The sequence below is a fragment of the Cedecea sp. Ae19-4 genome (genome assembly GCF_059801165.1).
The window spans coordinates 2,394,783-2,418,625 of record NZ_JBCHWG010000001.1; the positions used below are offsets into that span (position 1 = coordinate 2,394,783).

Here is a 23,843-nt window from a genome sequence, read left to right on the forward strand (position 1 = left end):
GGTTAAATTGATTTGCGTCGTGAATAGCTTATTCAGTTACCACTGCCGATCAGTAACGTCTTCAAACCGGCCGCTTTGTTTTCAATTTCCTGCCACTCTTCTGCGGCAACCGAGCCGGCGACAATGCCCGCCCCGGCATAAAGACGAACGCCGGTATGGCTCACTTTTGCCGAGCGCAGCGCCACACAAAACTCCGTTTGATGGCGGGACAGATAACCCGCCGAACCTGCGTACCATTCACGCGCAAAAGGCTCATTCGCGGCAATAAATGCCCGAGCCAGCTCACGCGGTAACCCCGCCACGGCGGCGGTAGGCTGCAGCTGTTTAAGGCAAAGCGCATCGTCCTGATGCTTCAGCTGCGTCCAGATGCAGCGACGCAAATGCTGCACTTTGCGCAGCCGCATAACCTGCGGCGGCAACACATCCAGTGCACCAACCGCAGCCTGTAAGCGCTGGCAGATGTCTTCGACCACCAGCATATTTTCACGCTGGTTTTTGTCATCTTTCAGCAGCCACTGGCCTAGTGTAGCGGCCTGAGCATCGTCCGGGTGGTTAGCTACCGTTCCGGCCAGGGCCTCCGTTCGCAGCGCATCGTCGATTCTTCGCCACAGGCGTTCCGGGCTGGAGCCAAGAAAGGCATTTTTCGCATCAAACGCCATCAGGAAATGGTAGCAGTTCAGGTTCACCCGGCGGCTGGCGGCCATGAATCCTGCGGCAGAAACCGGGGAAGAAAACGCCAGATCGGTGGCCCGGGCGAGCACGACTTTATCCAGCGCTTTCTGGCTGATGGCGCTGACGGCCTGATCCACCAGGCGGTTCCATTCGGGCTGCTCCGGCAGATGGCTTTCACCCAGGCATTTGAGATTGAGCTGCGGGAGAAGTTTCGCCGGCAGAAGCTGCTCAATAAAAGCCGCAGCCGCCAACGCATCCTGCTTCAAGGAAGTTTCGCTGTACAGATGCAGCCAAAGAAACGCCTCCCCCCCTACTCGCCGCCATTCCAGCCGCGAGAGAAAAAGAAAACCGTGGGACGGATCAAAGGCATTTAATCCCCAGACGCGCAGGAAAGGCTGTTCCGGGTGGGACTGCAGAAAAGCCTGGGCGTCTTCCAACGCAGAAAAACTCAGCAATCCCCCCAGGGCAGCCACTTCTTCGTTACCGTTACGCTGCTGCCAGTAAAATTGGGGATAACGTGACTGAGCCGTGAGCCAGGCGAGAGGATCGGAGGCGTCACTCAGCGTGACCGGCACGCACAGGCGCTGAAGGCCCGGCTTATCCGCAAATTCCCCTGCTAATTCCTGCTGCATTTGCTGCAGTGCGACGGCTACTGAATTCACGTTTACCTCACGCCCCGTAAAAACCCCTGATTATACGTGGTCGTTCCCACAAAAAAAAATCCTACCCAGGGGGTAAGATTTTTTATTTGCCATTTGCAGGCGCGGTCAAGATTATCGGCGAAGCAAAAGCCCAACCACCAACCCGACTGCAGCCCCGATGCCAATACCCTGCCAGGGCTTTTCATGCACGTAATCATCGGCGCGGTAGACCGCTTTTTTGGTGCGGTAATAGTAAGTGTCGGAAGCGTTGCTGATGCGTGCTTTGACGTCATTCAGCGCCTGCTCGGCCTTTTCCTTTAGCTCAATGTACTTCTGGTCAGCCGGGTCGCCGGAGGCGCGAAGCACTTCTTCAAGCGTGTCGCTTAAAAGTGCGAGGTCATCATCGAGACGAGATTCATACGGTTGCATCACTGTTCTCCGTGTTAAAAAATTCCTCGTCCGCTAACTATAGACAACCGGAGCTGATTTCGCCTGCGTTAGCCGTTGGCCATCCCGATATGCGGGATACCATCTTCGTCATACACTTCGGTGACCGGGTAGAAGCCGAACTGGGCATAAAACGCCTGTAAATGCGCCTGAGCGCCCAGGTAAATTACACGGTCAGGCCATTGGCGCTGGCAGGCGGCAAGCGCCTGAGTCATGAGCTGTTGCCCAAGCTTTTCGCCGCGCACCGACGCATCAACAATAACCCGGCCAATGACCACCGGCTCCAGCTCGTTGTCACTCTTTAGAATGCGGGCATAGGCAATCAGTTTGCCGTCCCGCCAGCCGAGGATATGGCGGTTCTCTCCCACCAAGTCTTCACCATCAACATCCAGATATGCACAACGCTGCTCAACAATAAAGACTTCGCAGCGCAGGGCCAAAAGGGCATAAAGGTCGGTGGTGCTCAGTTCAGAATGGTGTAAATCCTGCCAGTTAAGCATTGAAAAACTCCTTTTGATTCAGGCGCCACCTGACGGATTACTGGTGCCGCTCAAGCAACTGTTTTAGCACAGTTTCCAGAGGCGTGGCACCTTTCACCGTGTCGCCGGCGAAATCAATCCAGCCTTCGTTAAAGCCGTCCAGCATCTGCATGCGTGGGAGCGGGTTTTTCATGCCCTGAGCAAGGAAATCTGCCTCCCAGTTTTCCCGCGGCACGGCTTTTACCGTTACCGGCCGCCCCAAAACTTGAGAGAACGCTTCGGCTGCCAGCTGCGGGCTGTAGCGCTGCGGTCCTTCCAGTTCCACAATCCGGGTGCCTGATTCTGGCTGAGTCAATAATTCGGCGGCAAGCTGGCCGATATCGACTGTCGCAATCATTGGGATAACGCGCTCAAGCGGCTGCAGGTGGCTGTAGATAGTCCCGGTCTCTTTGGCACTTTCTACATCCCAGAGGAAGTTCTCCATAAACCAGCCCGCGCGGAGGAACGCGACGGAATCACAAACATCCGTGAGCTCTTTTTCCATCATTCCTAATGCGTTCAGCAGATTTGGCTGGGTGGCCTGCGCCCCGATGGTTGAAAGGCAAACTACGTGCTGTGGACGTGCCGCCTGCAGAGCGTGCCTGATGGCCGCAATATTTGCACGCGGCTCAGCAAAATCGCCGGAAGGATCGAACACCGGCGGCAGCAGGATAAAGACCGCTTCGGCCCCGCTGAAGGCCTGTGCCAGCGCTTCGCCATCGTGCATTTCAGCCAGCGCAACGTCTGCGCCCTGCTGTGCCCAGGGCTGTCCCTTAGCTTCAGAGCGGACGACGGCCCGAATCTCATGCCCTTGAGCAAGCAATGCTTCTGCCAGTGCACCGCCAACTTGTCCGGTAATACCTGTAATTGCGAACATAATGTTTCTCCAGTTTGAGATCCCCCGCAGGGTGTGGACGGCATTATGCGGATGCAGCTATGTTGTATCGATAGCACCTAAGACAATTCACTGATGACTGCGGAGCACTAATATGATTTTTAACGATCGGACCTTTGATGGTCTGTCCGTGTTTACCGCCGTAGTGGAAAGCGGCACATTTGCCGCCGCCGCGGAGGTGATCAATATGTCACCGCCGGGGGTCAGCCGGGCGATTGCCCGCCTGGAGAAACGCCTCGGCATCCGCCTTTTTGACCGCACCACCCGCGCAGTGGCATTGACCGTTGAAGGCAAAGCGTTTTATCGTCAGATCCTGCCGCTGCTGGCCGCGCTGGAGGACGTGACCAGCACCGCGTCGCTCTCCACTAAAGCCATTACCGGCAGACTTCGGGTCAACATCGATCCGTTCTTCTCTAGCCTGATCCTGGGGCCTCAACTGGAAACGTTTATGTCCCGCTATCCCGATCTTGAACTGGATCTGGTCACAAGCGATCGGCTGGGGGATATGATTGGTGATGGTTTCGATCTGGCTGTTCGTTTTGGCGTCCCTCGAAATAGCACGCTGGTGGCACGCAAGCTGCTGGAAACTCGCATCATGACGGTTGCTACCCCGGCCTATCTGGCGCGGCACGGCAGGCCTGAAACACCACAGGCGCTATTGGGGCATACCTGCATTCATTTCCGCGATCCGGAAACCGGCAGGCCGTTTGAATGGGAGTTTCATCGTAAAGGAGAAGTGATTAAAGTCCCGGTCAGCGGGCGCCTGACGCTGAACGACGCCCGCACTTTGCATGAGGCCTGCCTGAGCGGGCACGCGATTGCCCAGATGATGACGTTTGGCTCTGACGATCTTGTGAAACAGGGACTGTTGGTGGATTTATTTCCCGACTGGCCGGACGAGCGTTTTCCGCTTTATGCTTACTACCCTTCACGTATCAATCCCGCCGCACGCACCCGCTGTTTTCTGGATTTTATCCTCGAGCTAGCCAAAAACTAAGCCCATAAAAAAACCGCCAGCAAGTGGCGGTTTTGAACTGTCTTGTTAACCCGATTACATCAGCGGCTGCGCCAGCTGCACCAGGCTGATAAGCGGCTGCGGATAAATACCGAGCAACAGCACCAGCAGGGAGGAGATCAGCACCACCACGCCGCCCGCAGTCAACGCCCAGTTAGATGGGGTGTCGCGGTTAAGCTGCTGAGGTGCGCTCAGGTACAGACTCACGGTCACGCGCAGGTAGTAGTACAGGCCGATGGCGCTGCCCAGAACCACGGCGCCGGTCAGCCACCACAGGTGAGCCTGAACGCCCACGGCAATGATGTAGAACTTGCCGATGAAGCCCAGGGTCATTGGGATACCTGCCAGGGAAAGCATCATCACGGTCATCACCGCAGAAAGCACCGGCTTGTGCCAGAACAAACCGCGGTAGGAGAACAGCGAGTCGGCATCCGGGCCACGGTACGGGCTGGACATCAGGCTAACCACGCCGAATGCACCCAGGCTGCTGAACAGGTAACCCGCAAGGTAAACGCCTACCGCTTCCATCGACATATTGCCGGTTTGCAGCGCAATCAGTGCCACTAACAGGTAACCAAGGTGCGCGATGGAAGAGTAGCCCAGCAGACGCTTAATGTTGGACTGGTTCAGCGCCATCAGGTTACCGAACAGGATTGACGCGAAGGCGATAATACCCAGCACGACGCGAACCGCTTCGCTGTTGCCCACTGGGGCGTACAGGAACAGACGCATCACCACGCCAAAGATGGCGATTTTGCTGGCGGTTGCCAGGAAGGTGGAAACCGGGGCAGGCGCGCCCTGGTATACGTCTGGGGTCCACAGGTGGAACGGCACCAAAGAAAGCTTGAAGCCAAGACCGACGATCATCAGACCCAGGCCCGCCAGCAGCAGAGGTTCGTGCAGCATGTTGTCCGCCAGGCTCTTGCCGAGGCTAACAAACGACAGGCTACCGGAATCAGCGTATACCAGCGCCATACCGAACAGCAGGAAGGACGATGCCGCCGCTGACAGAATGGTGTACTTGATGCTCGCTTCCAGAGAACGCTTCTGGCGGAAGGCGTAGCCAACCAGACCGAACAGCGGCAGAGAGATCAGCTCAATGCCGAGGAACAGCGCCGCGAGGTGGTTCGCATTAGCCAGCAGAATACCGCCCAGGGCAGCAATCAGGACCAGCAGATAGAACTCTTCGCGGTTGTCGGTGTAGCCCTGCAGCCACGGATAAGCAAAGGTACAGGTTGCCAAGCTCGCCAGCAGTACCAGCCCGGTGTAGAGCATGGCGTAGCCGTCAACGCGCATCAGCGGGGTGACATCCATCGCCCCTGCCTGACCGACAAAACACAGTGAAATCAGCGCGGCGTTAAGGCCGATAACCGACAGCGTAGCATTCAGAAAATGGTCGCGTCGCCACGCAATGGAGAGCATCACAACCACCACCGTCAATCCGACGATCAACAGCGGTAGCAGCGCGATCAAATGTTGAGGAGTTATTGTCATGGCGAATTACGGCCTTGTAGTAGAAAGTGAACTGGTAAACCACTGCTGAATATTGCTCATCGCAGAATGCGAGGTATCCAGAATCGGCTGCGGGAAGAAGCCCAGCAGAACTAACAGCACCACCAGCAACAGAATGATAAAGAACTCGCGCATGGACATGCCAGGCAGTTGTTTATCGCTGATTTCGCTCTTAGCTTTCCCGAAGTACGCGCGATGCAGCATCGCCAGAGAGTAAACAGAGGCAAAGACCAGACCGAAGGTTGAAATCACGGTAATGACCGGCACAACGTGGAAGCTGCCGAACAGGATCATGAATTCACCGACGAAGTTACCGGTCCCGGGCATACCCAGCGTGGCAACAGCGAAGAACATCGACAGACCCGGCAGCCATTTAATTTTGTTCCACAGGCCGCCCATCATGCGCATGTCACGCGTGTGCAGACGCTCGTAAAGCTGACCGCAGATGATGAACATACCCGCCGCGGACAGACCGTGAGCGATCATCTGAATTACCGCGCCCTGGTAAGCCAGCTGGTTGCCGGTGTAGATAGCAATCAGCACGAAGCCCATGTGGGAAACGGAGGTATAAGCTATCAGGCGTTTAATGTCGGTCTGGGCAAAGGCCATCCACGCGCCGTAGAAGATGCCGATGACACCCAGCCACATGGCGATTGGTGCAAATTCAGCAGACGCTTCAGGGAACAGCGGCAGAGAGAAACGCAGCAGGCCGTAAGCCGCAGTTTTGAGCAAGATACCTGCCAGGTCAACGGAACCCGCCGTTGGTGCCTGGGAGTGCGCATCCGGCAGCCAGCCGTGAAGAGGAACCACCGGCATTTTTACCGCGAAGGCGATAAAGAAGCCCAGCATCAGCAGCCACTGTACACCGTGGGACATCGGCGTTTTCAGCAGCAGCGCATAGTTAAAGGTCCACACGCCGGTCGCATTGTAGTGCACAAACACCAGACCCAGGATAGCAATCAGCATCACCAGGCCGCTCGCCTGGGTATAGATGAAGAACTTGGTCGCGGCGGTAATACGCGTCTTCCCGTCGGAGGCTTTGTGGCCCCACAGCGCAATCAGAAAGTACATCGGCACCAGCATCATTTCCCAGAAGAAGAAGAACAGGAACATGTCGATGGCAAGGAACACGCCGATAACGCCGCCGAGGATCCACATCAGGTTGAGGTGGAAGAAGCCCTGATATTTTTCGATTTCATTCCAGGAACAGAGCACTGCCAGCACGCCAAGCAGGCCGGTCAGCACCACCATCAGCAGCGACAGACCGTCGAGCGCCAGGTGAATATCAATGCCAAAACGTGGGATCCATTTCAGAATGTACTCTGACTGCCACTGCGGCAAACCCGCCGACTGCGTCAGAGAATAGCCACCCTGCAACCACAATTGCAGAGACAGTGCCAGTGTCAGCCCCATGGTGATCAGCGCAATCCAGCGAGGCACTTTCACGCCGAAGCGTTCGGTCTGCCAGCAGAAGAAGCCGCCGATAAAGGGGATTAGTATTAGCCAGGGTAATAGCATGGCGTTTGAGTCCCTAAGTCAAAATAATTCTTAAACATCGCTCACTTCCCAGCGCCAGAGGAGGTATTAAGCCCCACTCCGACCCTCTCTCAACAGAGAGAGGGGGATGGAAGAAATCCTGTTAACGCAGAACCAGCAGCAGGCCGAGAACTACAACGGCACCGATGCTCATGGACGCAACATACCAGCGCAGATAACCGTTCTCGCTCACCAGCAGGCCGCGGCCAGCAAAGCGGGAGAGAACTGCCGGAATGTTCATCAAAGCATTCAGCGGGTCACGGCGCAGCAGCCACGCAATACCGAGGAATGGCTTGACGAAAATCATGTCGTACAGCCAGTCGAAGCCCCAGGCATTGAACCACCAGGTACCGAAGAAACGCCCCAGTGCGCTGTTCGCAAGCGACGTCACCAGAGTACGTTTACCCAGCCACAGGAAGGCGGCAATCAGGATACCGGCAATGGCGACGACGCCGGAGATGATCTCCAGGGTCAGCACGCTGCCGTGCGCAAGTTCAGTGGTTTCCGGCAGTACGCCACGCAGCGGTGGCACAATCATTGCGCCAACGAAGGTGGACAGCACCAGCAGAACAACCAGCGGCAGGTGGTGGGTAATCCCCTTCCCTGCGTGAGCGTGAATTTTTTCTTCACCGTGGAACGTAATGAAAATCATGCGGAAGGTATAGAGCGAGGTCATAAACGCCCCGACCAGGCCCGCAACCATCAGGTTGATGTGGCCGTTCGCCATCGCACCGGCAAGAATTTCATCTTTACTGAAGAAGCCTGCGGTAATCAGCGGCAGAGCGGACAGCGCCGCGCCCCCAACCAGGAAGCAGACATACACCAGCGGAATAGACTTACGCAGACCACCCATCTTGAAGATGTTTTGTTCGTGATGGCACGCCAGAATCACCGAACCGGATGACAGGAACAGCAACGCTTTAAAGAACGCGTGGGTCATCAGGTGGAAGATTGCCGCATCCCACGCCTGCACGCCCAGCGCCAGGAACATGTAGCCAATCTGGCTCATGGTGGAGTAAGCGAGTACGCGTTTGATGTCGGTCTGTACCAGCGCGGCAAAGCCTGCCAGCACCAGCGTGATCGCACCTACGATACCCACCAGATGCAGAATTTCCGGGGTCATCAGGAACAGGCCATGGGTACGGGCAATCAGGTAGACGCCCGCGGTAACCATGGTAGCCGCGTGAATCAGCGCAGAAACCGGGGTTGGGCCCGCCATCGCATCCGCAAGCCATGTTTGCAGCGGAAGCTGTGCAGACTTACCGACCGCACCGCCTAACAGCATAAGGGTTGCCCAGGTCAGCATTTGGTTGCCGGCAGCGAAGTGCTGCGGTGCCAGCTCAACCATTTCGCGGAAGTTCAGCGTGCCCAGCTCGTTGTAGAGGATGAACAGGCCGAAGGCCAGGAACACGTCCCCGACGCGAGTCACCACGAACGCTTTCATTGCCGCCGCGTTGTTCTTCGGATCGGTGTAGTAGAAACCGATCAGCAGGTAAGAACAGAGGCCCACGCCTTCCCAGCCGAGATACATCAGCAGCAGGTTGTCGGCAAGGACCAGAACCACCATGCTGGCGATGAACAGGTTGGTGTAGGCGAAGAATCGGGAATAACCCTCTTCACCGCGCATGTACCAGGAAGCGAACATGTGGATCAGGAAGCCGACACCGGTAACCACAGAAAGCATGGTCAGGGACAGGCCGTCCAGCACCAGGTTGAAGCCGATGTTAAAATCACCGACCGCCATCCAGGTCCACAGCGGCTGAGTGAACGCCTGCTGCCCGTTGTTAAAGAAATCAACCCCAGCAATGGCGGTGACTACCGCCGCCAGACCTACAGAGCCCATCCCGATGGTTGCGGACAGGTTTTCTGACCAGCGGCCGCGGGAAAATGCCAACAGTAAAAAGCCAATCAATGGCAGAACAATGGTTAACCAGAGAAGGTTCATCCACGCATCTCACTTACTGAATCGATATTCAGATTCTGGCGACGACGATGGAGCTGCAGTAACAGCGCGAGGCCAATACTGGCTTCGGCAGCAGCTAAGCTAATCGCGAGTATATACATCACCTGACCGTCAGCCTGGCCCCAGTAGCTGCCGGCAACCACGAAGGCCAGCGCGGCGGCGTTAATCATCACTTCCAGGCTGATCAGCATGAACAGCAGGTTGCGGCGGATGACCAGCCCGGTCAGTCCCAGCACGAACAGAATGGCGGCGAGGATCAGTCCATGTTGCAGCGGGATCATACGTTCTCCTCCGTTTTTCTTCTCACGGCCATGTCAGCAGGGCGATTGCTCAGCACCTCACCGGCACGGTCTTCACGACCCAGGTGGAACGCAACGACCAGACCCGCCAGCAGCAGCATGGAGGCCAGCTCCACCGCCAGTACGTAAGGCCCGAACAGCGCGATACCGACCTGCTTCGCATCGATGGACGTGCCATCAATACCCTGGTCGTTAACGGTGCGGATGGCGTAAATCAGAACCACCAGCAGGACTGCAGACAGGACGCCAGGCCCAATCCACAGCTGCGGTTTCAGCCACTCGCGTTCCTGCTGCTGAACCGCGTTACCGAGGTTAAGCATCATCACCACGAAGACGAACAGCACCATGATAGCCCCGGCGTACACGATGATCTCCAGCGCACCGGCGAAGTAAGCTCCGAGGGAGAAAAACACCCCGGAGATCGCCAGCAGCGAGATGATCAGGTACAGCAGCGCATGCACTGGATTGGTGTGAGTGATCGTCCGAAGGGTCGTCAGGACGGCCACAATGGCGCAGATATAAAAAGCGAATTCCATTCCTGACTCCTTAAGGTAACAGGCCTTTGACGTCGATAGGCTTAGCTTCATTTTCCGCTTCGCCCTTATCTTTGCCGTCGATTGCCATACCTGCCATCCGATAGAAGTTATATTCCGGGTATTTGCCCGGACCGGAGATCAGCAGATCCTCTTTCTCGTACACCAGATCCTGGCGCTTATACTCACCCAGCTCAAAGTCCGGGGTAAGCTGAATCGCGGTGGTTGGACAGGCTTCTTCGCACAGGCCACAGAAGATGCAGCGTGAGAAGTTGATGCGGAAGAACTCCGGATACCAACGACCGTCTTTCATCTCGGCTTTCTGCAGGGAAATACAGCCTACCGGGCAGGCTACCGCACACAGGTTACAGGCAACGCAGCGCTCTTCACCGTCCGGGTCGCGCGTCAGCACGATACGGCCACGGTAGCGCGGCGGCAGATACACTGGTTCTTCCGGATACATGCGGGTTTCGCGCTTGGCGAAAGCGTGCATGCCGATCATCCAGATACTGCGTACCTGGGTGCCGAAACCAACCACTAACTCTTTCAATGTCATGGTTTTTTCACCCCTTATGGTGCCTGGTAAAGAATGACCGCGGCGGTCACCAGCAAGTTGATTAGCGTCAGCGGCAGGCAAACTTTCCAGCCGAAGGACATCACCTGGTCATAACGTGGACGAGGCAGTGCGGCGCGAATCAAAATGAACATTATCATGAAGAACGCGGTTTTCAGCGCGAACCAGATGAACGGTGGTAACCACGGGCCATGCCAGCCACCAAAGAACAGCGTCACAATCAGTGCAGAAACGGTGACGATGCCGATGTATTCCCCGACGAAGAACAGACCGAACTTCATACCGGAATATTCGATGTGATAACCATCGGCCAGTTCCTGCTCGGCTTCCGGTTGGTCAAACGGGTGACGGTGGCAAACCGCAACGCCGGCAATCGCAAAGGTCACGAAGCCGAAGAACTGCGGGATGATGTTCCACAGATGTGCCTGGTTGTTGACGATGTCGGCCATATTAAAGGAACCGGCCTGCGCCACCACGCCCATCAGGGAAAGCCCCAGGAACACTTCATAACTCAGGGTCTGCGCGGAAGCACGCATCGCACCAAGCAGGGAGTATTTGTTGTTACTGGACCAGCCAGCGAACAGCACGGCGTACACCGCCAGGCCCGCCAGCATCAGGAAGAACAGGATCCCGATGTTCAAATCCGCCACCACCCAGCTTGGGCTGACCGGCACAATAGCAAAGGCCAGCAGCAGCGAGGTGAACGCGATCATGGGTGCAAGCGTAAAGATCACGCGGTCGGAGAACTTAGGGATCCAGTCCTCTTTAAAGAACATCTTGATCATGTCCGCAACCAGCTGGAGTGAACCACCCCAGCCTACGCGGTTCGGTCCGTAGCGGTTCTGGAACAGACCGAGCAGACGACGTTCGCCGAAACTCATGAATGCCCCACAGGTCACCACGACCAGTAGAATGACAACCGCTTTGAGGATGCTCAGCAGAATGTCGATAACTTCCGGTGTCAGCCAGCTCATTGCGCAGCCTCCTGCAGATTTTCAAGACGAGCACCGGCAAGCACTGGCGCAATCCCCGGCATCCCCATCGGCAAACCAACCTGCCCTGCAACCAGACCTTCGGACAGCTGCAGCGGCAGACTCAGCGTCTGGCCTTCGTAGCTGAAGGAGATCAGGCTTCCGGCGTTAACGCCAAGCTTCGCGGCATCGGCCGGGTTCAGCTTGATGTAAGGCTCAACCATACGCTTCTGGAACACAGGAGAACGCTGGGACAGCTCGTCGCTACCAAACAGGTGGTAGTACGGCGCGATTCGCCATTTGCCCTCTTCCGCGTGGAAGGTATCCGGCACGGAAGTGAAGTAGTCCAGGCCCGTTTCAGAGGCTTCGATCAGGCGCACGCCCGGATCGCCGTGGCGCAGATGACCGCCCACTTCGGCCTGGAATTTGTTCCATGCTTGCGGGGAGTTCCAGCCTGGAGCCCAGGCAAACGGAATCTGCTGACGGTCGGCCAGCGGGCTGTTGTTCCCTTCCATTGAGAAGGCAAACATCGTGTCTTTATCCTGCGGCTGACGCGGTTCGTGCACGCTGATATTGGCGCGCATAGCGGTGCGTCCGCTCGAACGGATAGGAGAACGGGACAGTTTCTGACCTTTGATACGGAAGGAAGCATCCGGCGCGGCATCTTTAATACCGGCTAACTGAGGCAATACCTTCACGCAGGCGTCAATCACATGGTCAAGCTGCGTCCAGTCAACGTCACGGCTCTGCACGGTGCTGTGCAGCGAGTGCAGCCAGCGCCAGCTTTCGAACATCGTCACGCTGGTGTCGTAGTAAGCCGGGTCATAAACCTGGAAGAAACGCTGGGCGCGACCTTCGTTGTTGATCACCGTCCCGTCGCTTTCTGCAAAGCTCGCCGCGGAAAGTACCAGGTGTGCTTTGTCCATGATGGCCGTGCGCTGATGGTCAATAACCATTACCAGAGGGGCTTTACTCAGCGCCGCATCTACACGGGCAGCGGAAGCATGGCGATGGAGGTCGTTTTCCAGCACCACTACCGCATCGGCAGCGCCGCTTTCCAGCTCGCTAAGAGCCTCTTCCAAAGAGCCACCGCCGATCATGCCGAGGCCAACGCTGTTAACCGCACGAGCAATCATGGTGACGCCGACGTCTGCACCGCGGCCTTTCAGCGCTTTAGCCACATTGGCTGCCGCCTGAATCACAGCTTCGCTACCGGCGTTCGTCCCGGAAACAATCAAGGGCTTCTTCGCACCGGCCAACGCCTGCACGATAACGTCCACTTTGTTTTTCAGGTCACGATCCAGTTCAACCGCCGGAGAGTTGCTGTCCAGCGCATTGGCAATCGCAAAACCAAGGCGAGCCTGATCTTCAACCGGCGCACGGTAAGTCCATGCGGCGATATCATCCAGGCGAGTGCTATCCACGTTGGTGACAAACAGCGGATGCTTAGCGTTCTGACCGATGTTCAGGATTGCGGCGATCTGCCAGTCAGCCACTTTCTGAGCCGCTGCCATTTCACGCGCCTTGCCTTTGACCGCCTGACGGATAGCCAGAGCAGCACGAGCGCCGGTCTGGGTAACGTCTTCGCCCAGGATCAGCACCGCATCGTAAGATTCGATTTCACGCAGCGCAGGCGTGTGAACGCCGCTGTCACGCAGCACTTTCAGCATCAGCTGCAGGCGAGCCTGCTCACCTGCCGCAATACCGGTGTAGAAGTTTTCAGCGCCAACAAGCTCGCGCAGAGCAAAGTTGCTTTCCACGCTTGCGCGCGGAGAACCGATGCCGATCACTTTCTTCGACTGACGCAGGATATCCGCCGCACCCTGCATTGCCTGTTCGGCGTTCAGGGTAATGAGGTCATCACCACGGCGCTGAATTGGCTGACGCGGACGGTCTTTCAGGTTCACATAGCCATAACCGAAACGGCCGCGGTCGCACAGGAAGTAGTGGTTCACGGTGCCGTTGTAGCGGTTTTCGATACGACGAAGTTCGCCGTAACGTTCACCCGGGCTGGTGTTACAGCCCAGCGAGCACTGCTGGCAGATGCTCGGTGCGAACTGCATATCCCACTTACGGTTGTAGCGTTCGGAATGCGTTTTGTCGGTGAATACGCCGGTCGGGCAAATTTCTACCAGGTTACCGGAGAACTCGCTTTCCAGCGTGCCGTCTTCCGGACGACCGAAGTAGACGTTGTCGTGCGCGCCGTAAACGCCCAGGTCTTTACCGTCTGCGTAGTCTTTGTAGTAACGCACGCAGCGGTAGCAAGCGATACAGCGGTTCATTTCATGAGAGATGAACGGACCGAGATCCTGATTGCGGTGAGTACGCTTGGTAAAGCGGTAGCGACGGAAGCTATGACCGGTCATCACGGTCATATCCTGCAGGTGGCAGTTGCCGCCCTCTTCACAGACCGGACAGTCGTGCGGGTGGTTAGTCATCAACCATTCCACAACGCTTTCACGGAACTGTTTCGCTTCGCCATCATCAATAGAGATGAAGGTCCCGTCGGAGGCCGGTGTCATACAGGACATCACCAGGCGACCGCGAGTGTCTTCCGCGTTCTGATATTGCTTCACCGCACACTGGCGGCAAGCACCGACGCTGCCCAGCGCCGGATGCCAGCAAAAATAAGGAATATCAAGACCGAGGGAGAGACAAGCTTCCAGCAAGTTGTCTGCTCCGTTGACCTCGTATTCTTTGCCGTCTACATGAATCGTAGCCATAGTCAGCATGCTTCCAGTTGGCCTGAATAACTTCAGGCGTTAATCAAAAATTCTTGTGCGAACCACCTTCGCCCTCACCCCGGCCCTCTCCCCCAGGAGAGGGAGAAAATCACCGGTCTATCCCCTCTCCCTCAGGGAGAGGGTTAGGGTGAGGGTGAAAAGCTGTCTATCACCAGCGCGTTTTTAACAGGTTCGGCTGAATACCATTAATGGCACGCAGATTTCCGTAATCCTGTTTGGCAATGCCTGCTTCGAATTCGTCGCGGAAATATTTAATCGCACTCTGCAATGGCTCAACGGCACCCGGCGCGTGGGCACAGAAGGTTTTACCTGGACCCAGATGGCGGCAAAGCTGCTCCAGGGTTTCGATATCCCCCGGCTGTCCTTCGCCGCGCTCAAGCGCGCGCAGGATTTTTACGCTCCACGGCAGACCATCGCGGCACGGTGTACACCAGCCGCAGGATTCACGGGCAAAGAACTCTTCCAGGTTACGCACCAGCGGCACCATACCAATTTCATGGTCAACCGCCATTGCCAGCGCCGTACCGAGACGGCTGCCTGCTTTACCAATACTTTCAAATTCCATCGGCAGGTCGAGATGAGCTTCCGTCAGGAAGTCGGTCCCCGCCCCACCCGGCTGCCAGGCTTTAAACTTCAGGCCATCACGCATGCCGCCGGCGTATTCTTCCAGGATTTCGCGAGCGGTTGTGCCGAACGGCAATTCCCAGACGCCAGGGTTTTTCACGCGGCCAGAGAAGCCCATCAGTTTGGTGCCGGCATCTTTACTCATGCCGCCGCCAATGCCCTGATACCACTCCACGCCGTTAGCCAGAATAGCCGGGACGTTACACAGGGTTTCGACGTTGTTTACACAGGTCGGTTTACCCCAAACGCCGCTTGATGCCGGGAACGGTGGCTTAGAACGTGGGTTCGCACGACGGCCTTCCAGGGAGTTAATCAGCGCGGTTTCTTCCCCGCAGATATAACGCCCGGCTCCGGTGTGTACGAACAGTTCGAAATCGAAACCGGAACCCAGGATGTTCTTACCCAGCAGGCCCGCTTCGGTGGCTTCGGCAATCGCGCGACGCAGGTGGTCTGCCGCCTCGATGTACTCACCACGCAAGAAGATGTAGCCACGGTATGCTTTCAGCGCAAAAGCGGAAATCAGCATGCCTTCCACCAGCAGGTGCGGCAGTTGCTCCATCAGCAGGCGGTCTTTATAGGTGCCTGGCTCCATTTCATCGGCGTTACACAGCAGGTAACGGATGTTCATGGACTCGTCTTTCGGCATCAGGCTCCACTTCAAACCGGTGGAAAAGCCCGCGCCGCCGCGCCCTTTCAGGCCAGCGTCTTTTACCGCAGTCACGATTTCATCTGGCGCCATGCCGGTCAGCGCTTTACGCGCGCCTTCATAGCCGTTTTTGCTACGGTATTCGTCAAGCCAGACCGGCTGTTTGTCATCGCGCAGACGCCAGGTCAGCGGATGGGTTTCGGCAGTACGAATAATCGTCTTCATTTATACTGCTCCAGCAAGTCAGGGATGGCTTCCGGCGTCAGATGGCTGTGAGTGTCCTCATCAATCATCATGGTCGGCCCCTTGTCGCAGTTCCCCAGGCAGCAGGTTGGCAGCAGGGTAAAGCGGCCGTCAAACGTAGTCTGGCCCGGCTTGATGTTCAGTTTGGCTTCGATAGCCGACTGAATGCCCTGGTAACCGGTGATATGGCAAACCACGCTGTCGCAGTAGCGAATCACGTGGCGGCCAACCGGCTGGCGGAATATTTGGCTATAGAAAGTGGCCACACCTTCTACATCGCTCGCCGGGATACCCAGCACGTCAGCAATCGCGTAGATGGCACCATCTGGCACCCAACCGCGCTGTTTCTGAACGATTTTCAGCGCTTCGATAGAGGCCGCACGGGCATCTTCGTAATGGTGTTTCTCGTGCTCAATCGCCTCACGCTCTGCCGCACTCAGCTCAAAAGCTTCAGCCTGGTTTTGTTGGTTATCGTGCATAGTTAGCGATCCACATCAGACATTACAAAATCGATACTACCCAGATAGACAATCAGGTCAGAAACCAGGCTGCCGCGGATCGCCGCCGGAATTTGCTGCAGGTGCGCAAAGCTCGGGGTACGGATACGGGTACGATAGCTCATGGTGCTAGCGTCGCTGGTCAGGTAGTAACTGTTAATCCCTTTCGTTGCCTCAATCATCTGGAAGGATTCATTGGCCGGCATGACCGGGCCCCAGGAAACCTGCAGGAAGTGAGTGATCAGGGTTTCGATATGCTGCAGCGTGCGCTCTTTCGGCGGCGGCGTAGTCAGCGGGTGATCCGCTTTGAACGGGCCGGCTGGCATATTTTTCAGACACTGCTCAAGGATGCGCAGACTCTGGCGCAGCTCTTCAACTTTCAGCATAACGCGGGTGTAGCAGTCGCTGATGCCACCGCCAACCGGGACTTCGAAATCGAAGTTCTGGTAGCCGGAGTAAGGACGAGCCTTACGCACGTCGAAGTCGATACCGGTGGCGCGCAGGCCAGCACCGGTGGTGCCCCACTCCAGCGCTTCTTTCGCGGTATAGGCTGCAACGCCCTGGGAACGGCCTTTCAGAATGGTGTTGCGCAGCGCGGCTTTCTCATAAGAATCCAGGCGCTTCGGCATCCACTCCAGGAACTCTTTCAGCAGGCGTTCCCAGCCCTTCGGCAGGTCGTGTGCAACGCCGCCAATACGGAACCAGGCCGGGTGCATACGGAAACCGGTAATCGCTTCCACCAGATCGTAGATTTTCTGACGATCGGTAAACGCGAAGAAGACCGGCGTCATGGCGCCCACGTCCTGAATAAAGGTGGAGATGTACAGCAGGTGGCTGTTGATACGGAACAGCTCAGAGAGCATAACGCGGATAACTTCAACGCGTTCCGGCACGACGATGCCAGCCAGCTTTTCAACCGCCAGCACGTAAGGCATTTCGTTGACGCAACCGCCGAGGTACTCAATACGGTCGGTATACGGAATGTAGCTGTGCCAGGACTGACGCTCACCCATCTTCTCAGCACCACGATGGTGGTAACCGATATCCGGCACGCAGTCGACGATCTCTTCGCCGTCCAGCTGCAGGATGATACGGAAAGCACCGTGCGCGGAGGGGTGGTTCGGCCCCAGGTTAAGGAACATGAAGTCTTCATGTTCGCTGCTGCGCTTCATGCCCCACTCTTCAGGCTTGAAGGTCAGCGCTTCCATTTCCAGATCTTCTTTCTGTTTAGTCAGGATAAACGGATCGAATTCGGTGGCGCGCGCCGGGTAGTCTTTACGCAGCGGGTGGCCTTCCCAGGTCGGCGGCATCATGATGCGCGTCAGGTGCGGGTGACCATTAAAGGTGATGCCAAACATCTCCCAGGTTTCACGCTCATACCAGTTGGCGTTCGGGAAGAGTTTGGTCAGCGTCGGCAGGTTGAGATCGTTTTCAGACAACGCCACCTTGAGCATGATATCGCGATTGCGTTCAATGGAAATCAGGTGGTAGAAAACGGAAAAATCCGCAGCCGGTAAACCGTTGCGGTGTGTGCGTAGACGCTCATCCATGCCATGCAGGTCGAACAGCATAACGTAGGGTTTTGGTGATTTCTTAAGGAAATCGACCACTTCCAGTAACTGTTCACGCTTAACCCAAACGACGGGCACCCCGGTGCGGGTTGGCTGAACGGTAAAGGCATCCGGCCCAAAACGGTTACGCAATTCGCCAATGACCGGATCATCCAGGTGATCCCTTGTCTGCCAGGCTGGCATAGCGGCGTCTTGCGCGGTTAAATCGGTCATAGTTCTCACCATTGCAAATGGTTCTGTGGTGACTGCGTTCAGTGTCTTTGTTTTTATATTATTGATATACAAAGACGCTCACTGACCGCAGGCGCTAATTAAATCTCGTCCGGCGTCCGCAGGTTGGTGACCGCGATACGCTCGCCGCGCTTACGCTCACGCTCGGACTGCATGTTGGCGCGGTAAACGCCCTGATCGCCAACGACCCACGACAGCGGGCGGCGCTCTTTACCGATAGACTCCTGCAACAGCATCAACGCCTGCATGTAAGCCTCCGGACGCGGCGGGCAACCTGGGATGTACACATCAACCGGGATAAATTTATCGACACCTTGCACAACGGAATAGATGTCGTACATGCCGCCAGAGTTAGCGCAGGCGCCCATGGAAATGACCCATTTAGGCTCCAGCATCTGATCGTAAAGGCGCTGAATTACCGGAGCCATTTTGGTGAAGCAGGTACCGGCCACCACCATCAGGTCAGCCTGACGAGGAGAAGCACGTAAAACTTCTGCACCGAAACGCGCCACGTCATGTACAGCGGTAAACGAGGTCACCATCTCTACATAGCAGCAGGAAAGGCCAAAGTTGTATGGCCAGATTGAGTTTTTGCGACCCCAGTTCACCACATCGTGCATAGCATGCTCGAGCTTGCCCATGTAAACGCTGCGGTTAATCTCTTGTTCGAGGGGATCGGTTACGATCTCCTGCTTTTGCAGGGGGTAACGGTCATTCTCACCGTTGGGGTCTATGCGGGTGAGCGTATAGTCCATCTTATTGCCTCGCTATTACTGCGTATGACGGTTAGTGAGACTGTCTGTTTCCGGGTTGATTTTCTCACGACGCGAACGCGCAGGAGTCCAATCCAGAGCGCCAACGCGCACCAGATAAACCAGACCAGCCAGTAGCACTAAAATGAAAATTGCGGCCTCGACGAAGCCAATCCAGCCGCTTTCACGGATAGAAGTTGACCACGCGTAGAGATACAAGGCTTCCACGTCAAAAATAACGAAGAACATGGCGACCAGGTAAAACTTGGCGGAGAGACGTAGACGCGCCGTACCAACGGAGTCGATGCCCGACTCGAAGGGGGTGTTTTTGTGCCGTGCCTTAGCTCGTCCGCCAAGGAACCAGCCCCCGACAAGCATCAAACAACACAGGCCAACGGCGACAATAAGAAAGACAGCGAACGCCCAGTGATGAGCGATAACTTCAGTGGATGTTGACATACTCATTGCTTACTCATCAAAAGTGGCGCCAAAGTCTCTGCTCTTGTTGGCAGATGAACGCCACATCGATTCATGGGGAGGAACAATCAACCGTACAATAACTACCGGAAATAATACGTAGGCAGCCAATTGATGGGGTTTTTTACTCCTTTCTATAACCTTTTGTCAACTTTAACAAAAGTATCCACACATTAATTTACACCGACAGCAATTCATTAACATTTAATGCGTTAAAACTCATCAACACTCGCGTAAAGACCAGATTTAGATGAGGGTGAATCGTGTCCGTTCCGTGTGAAAAAATAAACAGCCCCTATATTTTGGCAGGAAATTACAACTATTCCTCCCCCCAAGAGGGAGTATTTTCTTGATCTGAGACACGCTTTTGTTAATCCACTTCAAAAAGAAGCAACATTGTTATGCGTTTTTTAACATTACCTGGCCTTTGCATGAAGTTTTTGCGCATAAAACGAGCGAAAATAAACATGCAACCAATATATTGAATTTGTTAGAAAAGATGAGCACCCATGTGATTTAATGAAAATCAGGTATAAAAAATGGGCCGTTGGCGTAAAAAAAACCACCAACGACCCATTTTGTATCTTTAATATTTTGTTACTAACTAGTCGACCTGCAGCTACTCAAAATCCCCTTCAACCAGCAGCGTGTCGTCCCCTTCACTTCCCACGGTGTTATAACGGTATGGGTTTTCCGGCGTCGCCAGCGCACTGAAGATCGCTTGCGCCAGCTCATTACCACTTTCGGGGTTTTTACACAGCAGATATTGGGTTTCAGGTAAAATAGGCAGTCCTTCTGACGCCCCCAGCACACGAAGTTCCGGACTCATCATTTCAACCGGCCTGGCCGTTACGCCTAATCCCGCTTTTACGGCGGCCCTGACCGCGGCAAGCGTAGAGGCGACATAAGAAATACGCCATGGCGTCTGGCTGGCATCAAGATGTTCCAGCATCATATCGCGGTACGGGCTTGGATCGTCCAGCATCACCAGCGGCAGCGCTTCCCCACGTTGAAAAACATAATCAGCGGCGCAGTACCACAGCGTAGGCGAGGTTCGCAGGACGATGGCATCAAAGTTAGAAGGGTTTGATGTCGTCACCACCAAATCGACCTCATGCTGATTAAGCATTTCGATCATAAAGGGGTTGCGTTTGACCCTGACATCCAGCGCAAGCTTGGGGTAAACCGAACTGATGCGGTTTAACAGGAACGGCAGGATGGTGTCCGCCGTTTCATCGGAGGCGCCAAGGGTAAGCGACCCTTGCAGGTTGTTAAACATCAGCGAAGAGCACGCTTCATCATTAAAGCGTAGGATTTTACGCGCATAGCCCAGCAGTTGAATGCCGTGCTCGGTGAGCAGTTTATTGCGGCCATGTCGGGCAAAAAGCTCTTTCCCAACTAATTGCTCGAGGCGCTGCATCTGTTGGCTTACAGCGGATTGAGTACGGCACACTGCCGCCGCCGCTGCCGCAAAGGTATTGAGATCGGCGACCGCAACGAATGTCCTCAGCAGATCGAGGTCGAGGTTCAGTATCGGACGATTTGCGTTAATCATAATTTATTCACTAATAGGTTGCTCTTTCGAGTCTGCCCTGGTTGTATTGCTATGATTTATCAAAGAGATAAAGCAATTCCTTTTACCGAATGTCTCCGGTAGTCTTGGCCGCATACGTTAGCGACGGTTCTGTTTGTTATTTTTGTATTCCCCGGCATGTCCCAATAATCTAAAACACACCCAAACGGGATATTAAGCAGGTCAGGATAAGAAAAAAACCACCAACTCATCGTACCAGTCGACTATTTTAAAACTGCGTTAGAAAGGTAAGTCAGCTTCAAAAAACGACTTTTAATAAGCTTTTATATGATTATTTAACGGGCTGGAGTGCAGCGGCAGGCTTTAACCGGCCAAAACACACAACCAGCTGAATAATAATGGAAATATTTTAATTTTCCGGCAAAGCCATGTCGTTGGCACAGCTACTGGCATCCAAAACCTACCATTTTTCGTAGTGTATCTTACAGTAAAACATGATGTTTTATAACACTTATTGCGAATTATCTGATCTTATTCTCTTTTTGTGGTTTCCACTCTGTTGATTATTTACAACGTTTTTTGAAGTCAGCCACACACTATAATAAAAGACACTTAATTATTGCCGAGGTATTTATCTATTACATTGACCAATCTTTTGATATACATCTCTTTAACTACCTTTTCATTAATCCCTTAATGTTTCAGGCATGAATATTAATTTTTACTTATGTTTAGCGACAACGCATTTACGTCGGCAGCACCTCTCCCTCCGCAGTGAGCAAGAAGCAGTGAATACCATTGCATCATGGCGATATAATTAGCCAATAAAACCACAATAACTAAAATTCATAGTTTTTTTGACCATCAGTATTTTTAAATCGCGTTCCGTGCTTATACATTGTGCTGTAAAGATAAATTGCATTTCTTCAGGCCCCATCCTTCAAATCTCGCTTAAGCAGGAGTACATTGTGGCGGTGCGCTTCCACGGCAGGACGCGAAATTAACAACAAAGGTCGAAGCTTCATGTCCCCCATCGAAAAATCCAGCAAACTTGATAATGTCTGTTATGACATCCGTGGCCCGGTACTCAAAGAGGCAAAACGCCTTGAAGAAGAAGGCAACAAAGTGCTTAAGCTCAACATCGGCAACCCCGCGCCGTTCGGTTTCGAAGCGCCGGATGAAATCCTTGTTGATGTGATCCGTAATCTTCCAACCGCCCAGGGATATTGCGACTCCAAAGGGCTTTTCTCTGCCCGTAAAGCCATCATGCAGCATTATCAGGCTCGTGGGATGCGGGATGTGACTACGGAAGATATTTATATCGGGAACGGCGTTTCCGAACTGATCGTCCAGTCGATGCAGGCGCTGCTAAACAGCGGTGACGAAATGCTGGTTCCCGCGCCAGACTACCCGCTTTGGACAGCTGCCGTTTCTTTGTCCAGCGGCAAAGCCGTGCATTATCTGTGTGATGAGAGTTCTGACTGGTTCCCGGACCTCGACGATATCCGCGCTAAAATCACCCCACGCACGCGCGGCATTGTGATTATTAACCCAAACAACCCTACCGGCGCCGTTTACTCCAAAGAGTTGCTGTTAGAGATTGTCGAGATTGCACGCCAGCACAATCTGATCATCTTTGCCGATGAGATTTACGACAAAATCCTTTATGACGATGCCGAGCATCACTCGATCGCAGCCCTGGCACCGGATCTGTTAACCATTACCTTCAACGGCCTGTCAAAAACCTATCGCGTGGCCGGTTTCCGTCAGGGTTGGATGGTGCTCAACGGGCCGAAGAAACACGCTAAAGGCTATATTGAAGGTCTGGAGATGTTAGCCTCTATGCGCCTGTGCGCCAACGTCCCTGCCCAGCATGCTATCCAGACAGCGCTGGGAGGATACCAAAGCATTAGCGAGTTTATCGTGCCTGGTGGCCGCCTGTACGAACAGCGTAACCGTGCCTGGGAATTGATCAACGAGATCCCCGGCGTCTCCTGCGTTAAGCCTCGTGGGGCGCTGTACATGTTCCCGAAAATTGACGCAAAACGCTTCAAAATTCATGACGACCAGAAAATGGTGCTGGACTTCCTGCTGCAGGAAAAGGTTCTGCTGGTTCAGGGTTCGGCATTTAACTGGCCGTGGCCGGATCACGTGCGTATTGTCACTCTGCCGCGCATTGATGATCTGGAAATGTCGATAGCTAAGCTGGGACGTTTCCTCGGACACTACCATCAGTAAGCCGTTCGGGGGCATTTGCAATGCCCCCTTTCTCCCCTCACAATGACGTCACCAAGTTGTTACCGCGAGAACGTCATGAGTCAGAGCCATTTCTTTGCCCACCTCTCCCGCCTGAAACTGATTAGCCGCTGGCCACTAATGCGGAATGTCCGCACCGAGAACGTGTCTGAACACAGCCTGCAGGTCGCCATGGTTGCCCACGCCCTTGCCGCTATCAAAAATCGCAAGTTTAACGGCAACGTAAATGCCGAACGTATTGCGCTGCTGGCGATGTATCACGACGCCAGCGAGGTGCTGACCGGGGATCTCCCCACGCCAGTAAAATACTTCAATTCGCAAATCGCACACGAATACAAAGCCATTGAAAAGATTGCGCAGCAGAAGCTGATCGAGATGGTGCCGGAAGAGCTTCGTGATATCTGGGCGCCGTTGATTGATGAGCACAGCTACAGTGAAGAAGAGAAAGCGCTGGTGAAGCAGGCCGATGCGTTATGCGCTTATCTGAAATGCCTGGAGGAGCTGTCGGCCGGGAACAACGAGTTTCTGCTGGCGAAAAGTCGCCTGGAAAAAACGCTGGCCGACCGCCACAGCCCGGAAATGGATTATTTTATGCGGGTATTTGTGCCAAGCTTCCAGCTTTCGCTGGATGAAATCAGCCAGGATTCGCCGCTTTAAACACGTCCATCTGCCGAAGCGAAATCAGGATAATG

The 23,843-nt window shown here is 54.8% G+C and carries 21 protein-coding genes; 3 read left to right on the forward strand and 18 right to left on the reverse strand.

Features of this window, described 5'->3' with window-relative positions:
• Window positions 1-32: 32 nt before the first annotated feature.
• From menF to AAIE02_RS11320, 4 genes are all read right to left on the reverse strand, one after another.
• The gene (gene menF, locus AAIE02_RS11305; protein ID WP_498532549.1) at window positions 33-1,334 is read right to left on the reverse strand and encodes an isochorismate synthase MenF; all 1,302 of its coding nucleotides are present in this window, start codon (window positions 1,332-1,334) and stop codon (window positions 33-35) included.
• 111 nt (window positions 1,335-1,445) lie between these two features.
• Complete coding sequence (gene elaB / locus AAIE02_RS11310; RefSeq protein ID WP_166872207.1) at window positions 1,446-1,742, reverse strand: stress response protein ElaB; 297 nt, start codon at window positions 1,740-1,742, stop codon at window positions 1,446-1,448.
• 68 nt (window positions 1,743-1,810) lie between these two features.
• A complete protein-coding gene (locus AAIE02_RS11315; protein ID WP_498532550.1) occupies window positions 1,811-2,260 on the reverse strand; it encodes a GNAT family N-acetyltransferase in 450 nt (149 codons plus the stop codon).
• Between the two features lie 37 nt (window positions 2,261-2,297).
• A complete protein-coding gene (locus AAIE02_RS11320; RefSeq protein ID WP_498532551.1) occupies window positions 2,298-3,155 on the reverse strand; it encodes an NmrA family NAD(P)-binding protein in 858 nt (285 codons plus the stop codon).
• A gap of 112 nt (window positions 3,156-3,267) precedes the next feature.
• Between AAIE02_RS11320 and AAIE02_RS11325 the strand changes: the two genes are divergently transcribed.
• Window positions 3,268-4,170 (forward strand): LysR substrate-binding domain-containing protein, encoded by a 903-nt coding sequence (locus tag AAIE02_RS11325; protein WP_166990940.1) that lies wholly within the window; start codon window positions 3,268-3,270, stop codon window positions 4,168-4,170.
• A gap of 54 nt (window positions 4,171-4,224) precedes the next feature.
• Here AAIE02_RS11325 and nuoN read toward each other — a convergent pair whose 3' ends face one another.
• From nuoN to lrhA, 14 genes are all read right to left on the reverse strand, one after another.
• Window positions 4,225-5,682, reverse strand: a complete 1,458-nt coding sequence (nuoN, locus tag AAIE02_RS11330) for an NADH-quinone oxidoreductase subunit NuoN (protein ID WP_498532552.1) — start codon at window positions 5,680-5,682, stop codon at window positions 4,225-4,227.
• Window positions 5,683-5,688: 6 nt separating this feature from the next.
• The gene (nuoM, locus tag AAIE02_RS11335) at window positions 5,689-7,218 is read right to left on the reverse strand and encodes an NADH-quinone oxidoreductase subunit M (protein ID WP_166872195.1); all 1,530 of its coding nucleotides are present in this window, start codon (window positions 7,216-7,218) and stop codon (window positions 5,689-5,691) included.
• 121 nt (window positions 7,219-7,339) lie between these two features.
• Window positions 7,340-9,181 (reverse strand): NADH-quinone oxidoreductase subunit L, encoded by a 1,842-nt coding sequence (gene nuoL / locus AAIE02_RS11340; protein WP_008459786.1) that lies wholly within the window; start codon window positions 9,179-9,181, stop codon window positions 7,340-7,342.
• A complete protein-coding gene (gene nuoK, locus AAIE02_RS11345; protein ID WP_008459783.1) occupies window positions 9,178-9,480 on the reverse strand; it encodes an NADH-quinone oxidoreductase subunit NuoK in 303 nt (100 codons plus the stop codon). Before nuoK ends, nuoL begins: the two co-directional genes overlap by 4 nt.
• On the reverse strand, window positions 9,477-10,034 hold the full coding sequence (gene nuoJ / locus AAIE02_RS11350; protein WP_008459782.1) for an NADH-quinone oxidoreductase subunit J: 558 nt from the start codon (window positions 10,032-10,034) through the stop codon (window positions 9,477-9,479). Before nuoJ ends, nuoK begins: the two co-directional genes overlap by 4 nt.
• Before the next feature lie 10 nt (window positions 10,035-10,044).
• Complete coding sequence (gene nuoI, locus AAIE02_RS11355; RefSeq protein ID WP_008459780.1) at window positions 10,045-10,587, reverse strand: NADH-quinone oxidoreductase subunit NuoI; 543 nt, start codon at window positions 10,585-10,587, stop codon at window positions 10,045-10,047.
• 14 nt (window positions 10,588-10,601) lie between these two features.
• Window positions 10,602-11,579 carry an NADH-quinone oxidoreductase subunit NuoH gene (gene nuoH, locus AAIE02_RS11360; protein ID WP_498532553.1) on the reverse strand — a complete coding sequence of 326 codons (978 nt, stop codon included), beginning with the start codon at window positions 11,577-11,579 and terminating at the stop codon, window positions 10,602-10,604.
• The gene (gene nuoG / locus AAIE02_RS11365; protein ID WP_336819250.1) at window positions 11,576-14,299 is read right to left on the reverse strand and encodes an NADH-quinone oxidoreductase subunit NuoG; all 2,724 of its coding nucleotides are present in this window, start codon (window positions 14,297-14,299) and stop codon (window positions 11,576-11,578) included. The genes nuoH and nuoG overlap by 4 nt, the downstream gene beginning before the upstream one ends.
• A gap of 169 nt (window positions 14,300-14,468) precedes the next feature.
• On the reverse strand, window positions 14,469-15,815 hold the full coding sequence (gene nuoF / locus AAIE02_RS11370; protein ID WP_039305072.1) for an NADH-quinone oxidoreductase subunit NuoF: 1,347 nt from the start codon (window positions 15,813-15,815) through the stop codon (window positions 14,469-14,471).
• Window positions 15,812-16,312, reverse strand: a complete 501-nt coding sequence (nuoE, locus tag AAIE02_RS11375; protein ID WP_008459776.1) for an NADH-quinone oxidoreductase subunit NuoE — start codon at window positions 16,310-16,312, stop codon at window positions 15,812-15,814. The genes nuoF and nuoE overlap by 4 nt, the downstream gene beginning before the upstream one ends.
• A 2-nt stretch (window positions 16,313-16,314) precedes the next feature.
• Window positions 16,315-18,126 carry an NADH-quinone oxidoreductase subunit C/D gene (gene nuoC / locus AAIE02_RS11380; protein ID WP_008459775.1) on the reverse strand — a complete coding sequence of 604 codons (1,812 nt, stop codon included), beginning with the start codon at window positions 18,124-18,126 and terminating at the stop codon, window positions 16,315-16,317.
• Window positions 18,127-18,212: 86 nt separating this feature from the next.
• Window positions 18,213-18,887: an NADH-quinone oxidoreductase subunit NuoB gene (gene nuoB, locus AAIE02_RS11385; RefSeq protein ID WP_008459774.1), complete on the reverse strand. Its 675-nt coding sequence runs from the start codon at window positions 18,885-18,887 to the stop codon at window positions 18,213-18,215.
• A gap of 15 nt (window positions 18,888-18,902) precedes the next feature.
• Window positions 18,903-19,349 carry an NADH-quinone oxidoreductase subunit NuoA gene (gene nuoA / locus AAIE02_RS11390; RefSeq protein ID WP_008459773.1) on the reverse strand — a complete coding sequence of 149 codons (447 nt, stop codon included), beginning with the start codon at window positions 19,347-19,349 and terminating at the stop codon, window positions 18,903-18,905.
• A 631-nt stretch (window positions 19,350-19,980) separates the two neighbouring features.
• Window positions 19,981-20,916, reverse strand: coding sequence for a transcriptional regulator LrhA (gene lrhA / locus AAIE02_RS11395; RefSeq protein WP_498532554.1), 936 nt, complete (start codon window positions 20,914-20,916; stop codon window positions 19,981-19,983).
• A gap of 1,002 nt (window positions 20,917-21,918) precedes the next feature.
• Between lrhA and alaA the strand changes: the two genes are divergently transcribed.
• Both alaA and yfbR read left to right on the forward strand, forming a co-directional pair.
• Window positions 21,919-23,133 carry an alanine transaminase AlaA gene (gene alaA / locus AAIE02_RS11400; protein ID WP_498532555.1) on the forward strand — a complete coding sequence of 405 codons (1,215 nt, stop codon included), beginning with the start codon at window positions 21,919-21,921 and terminating at the stop codon, window positions 23,131-23,133.
• A gap of 75 nt (window positions 23,134-23,208) precedes the next feature.
• Complete coding sequence (gene yfbR, locus AAIE02_RS11405) at window positions 23,209-23,808, forward strand: 5'-deoxynucleotidase (RefSeq protein WP_166990925.1); 600 nt, start codon at window positions 23,209-23,211, stop codon at window positions 23,806-23,808.
• Window positions 23,809-23,843 lie beyond the last annotated feature (35 nt).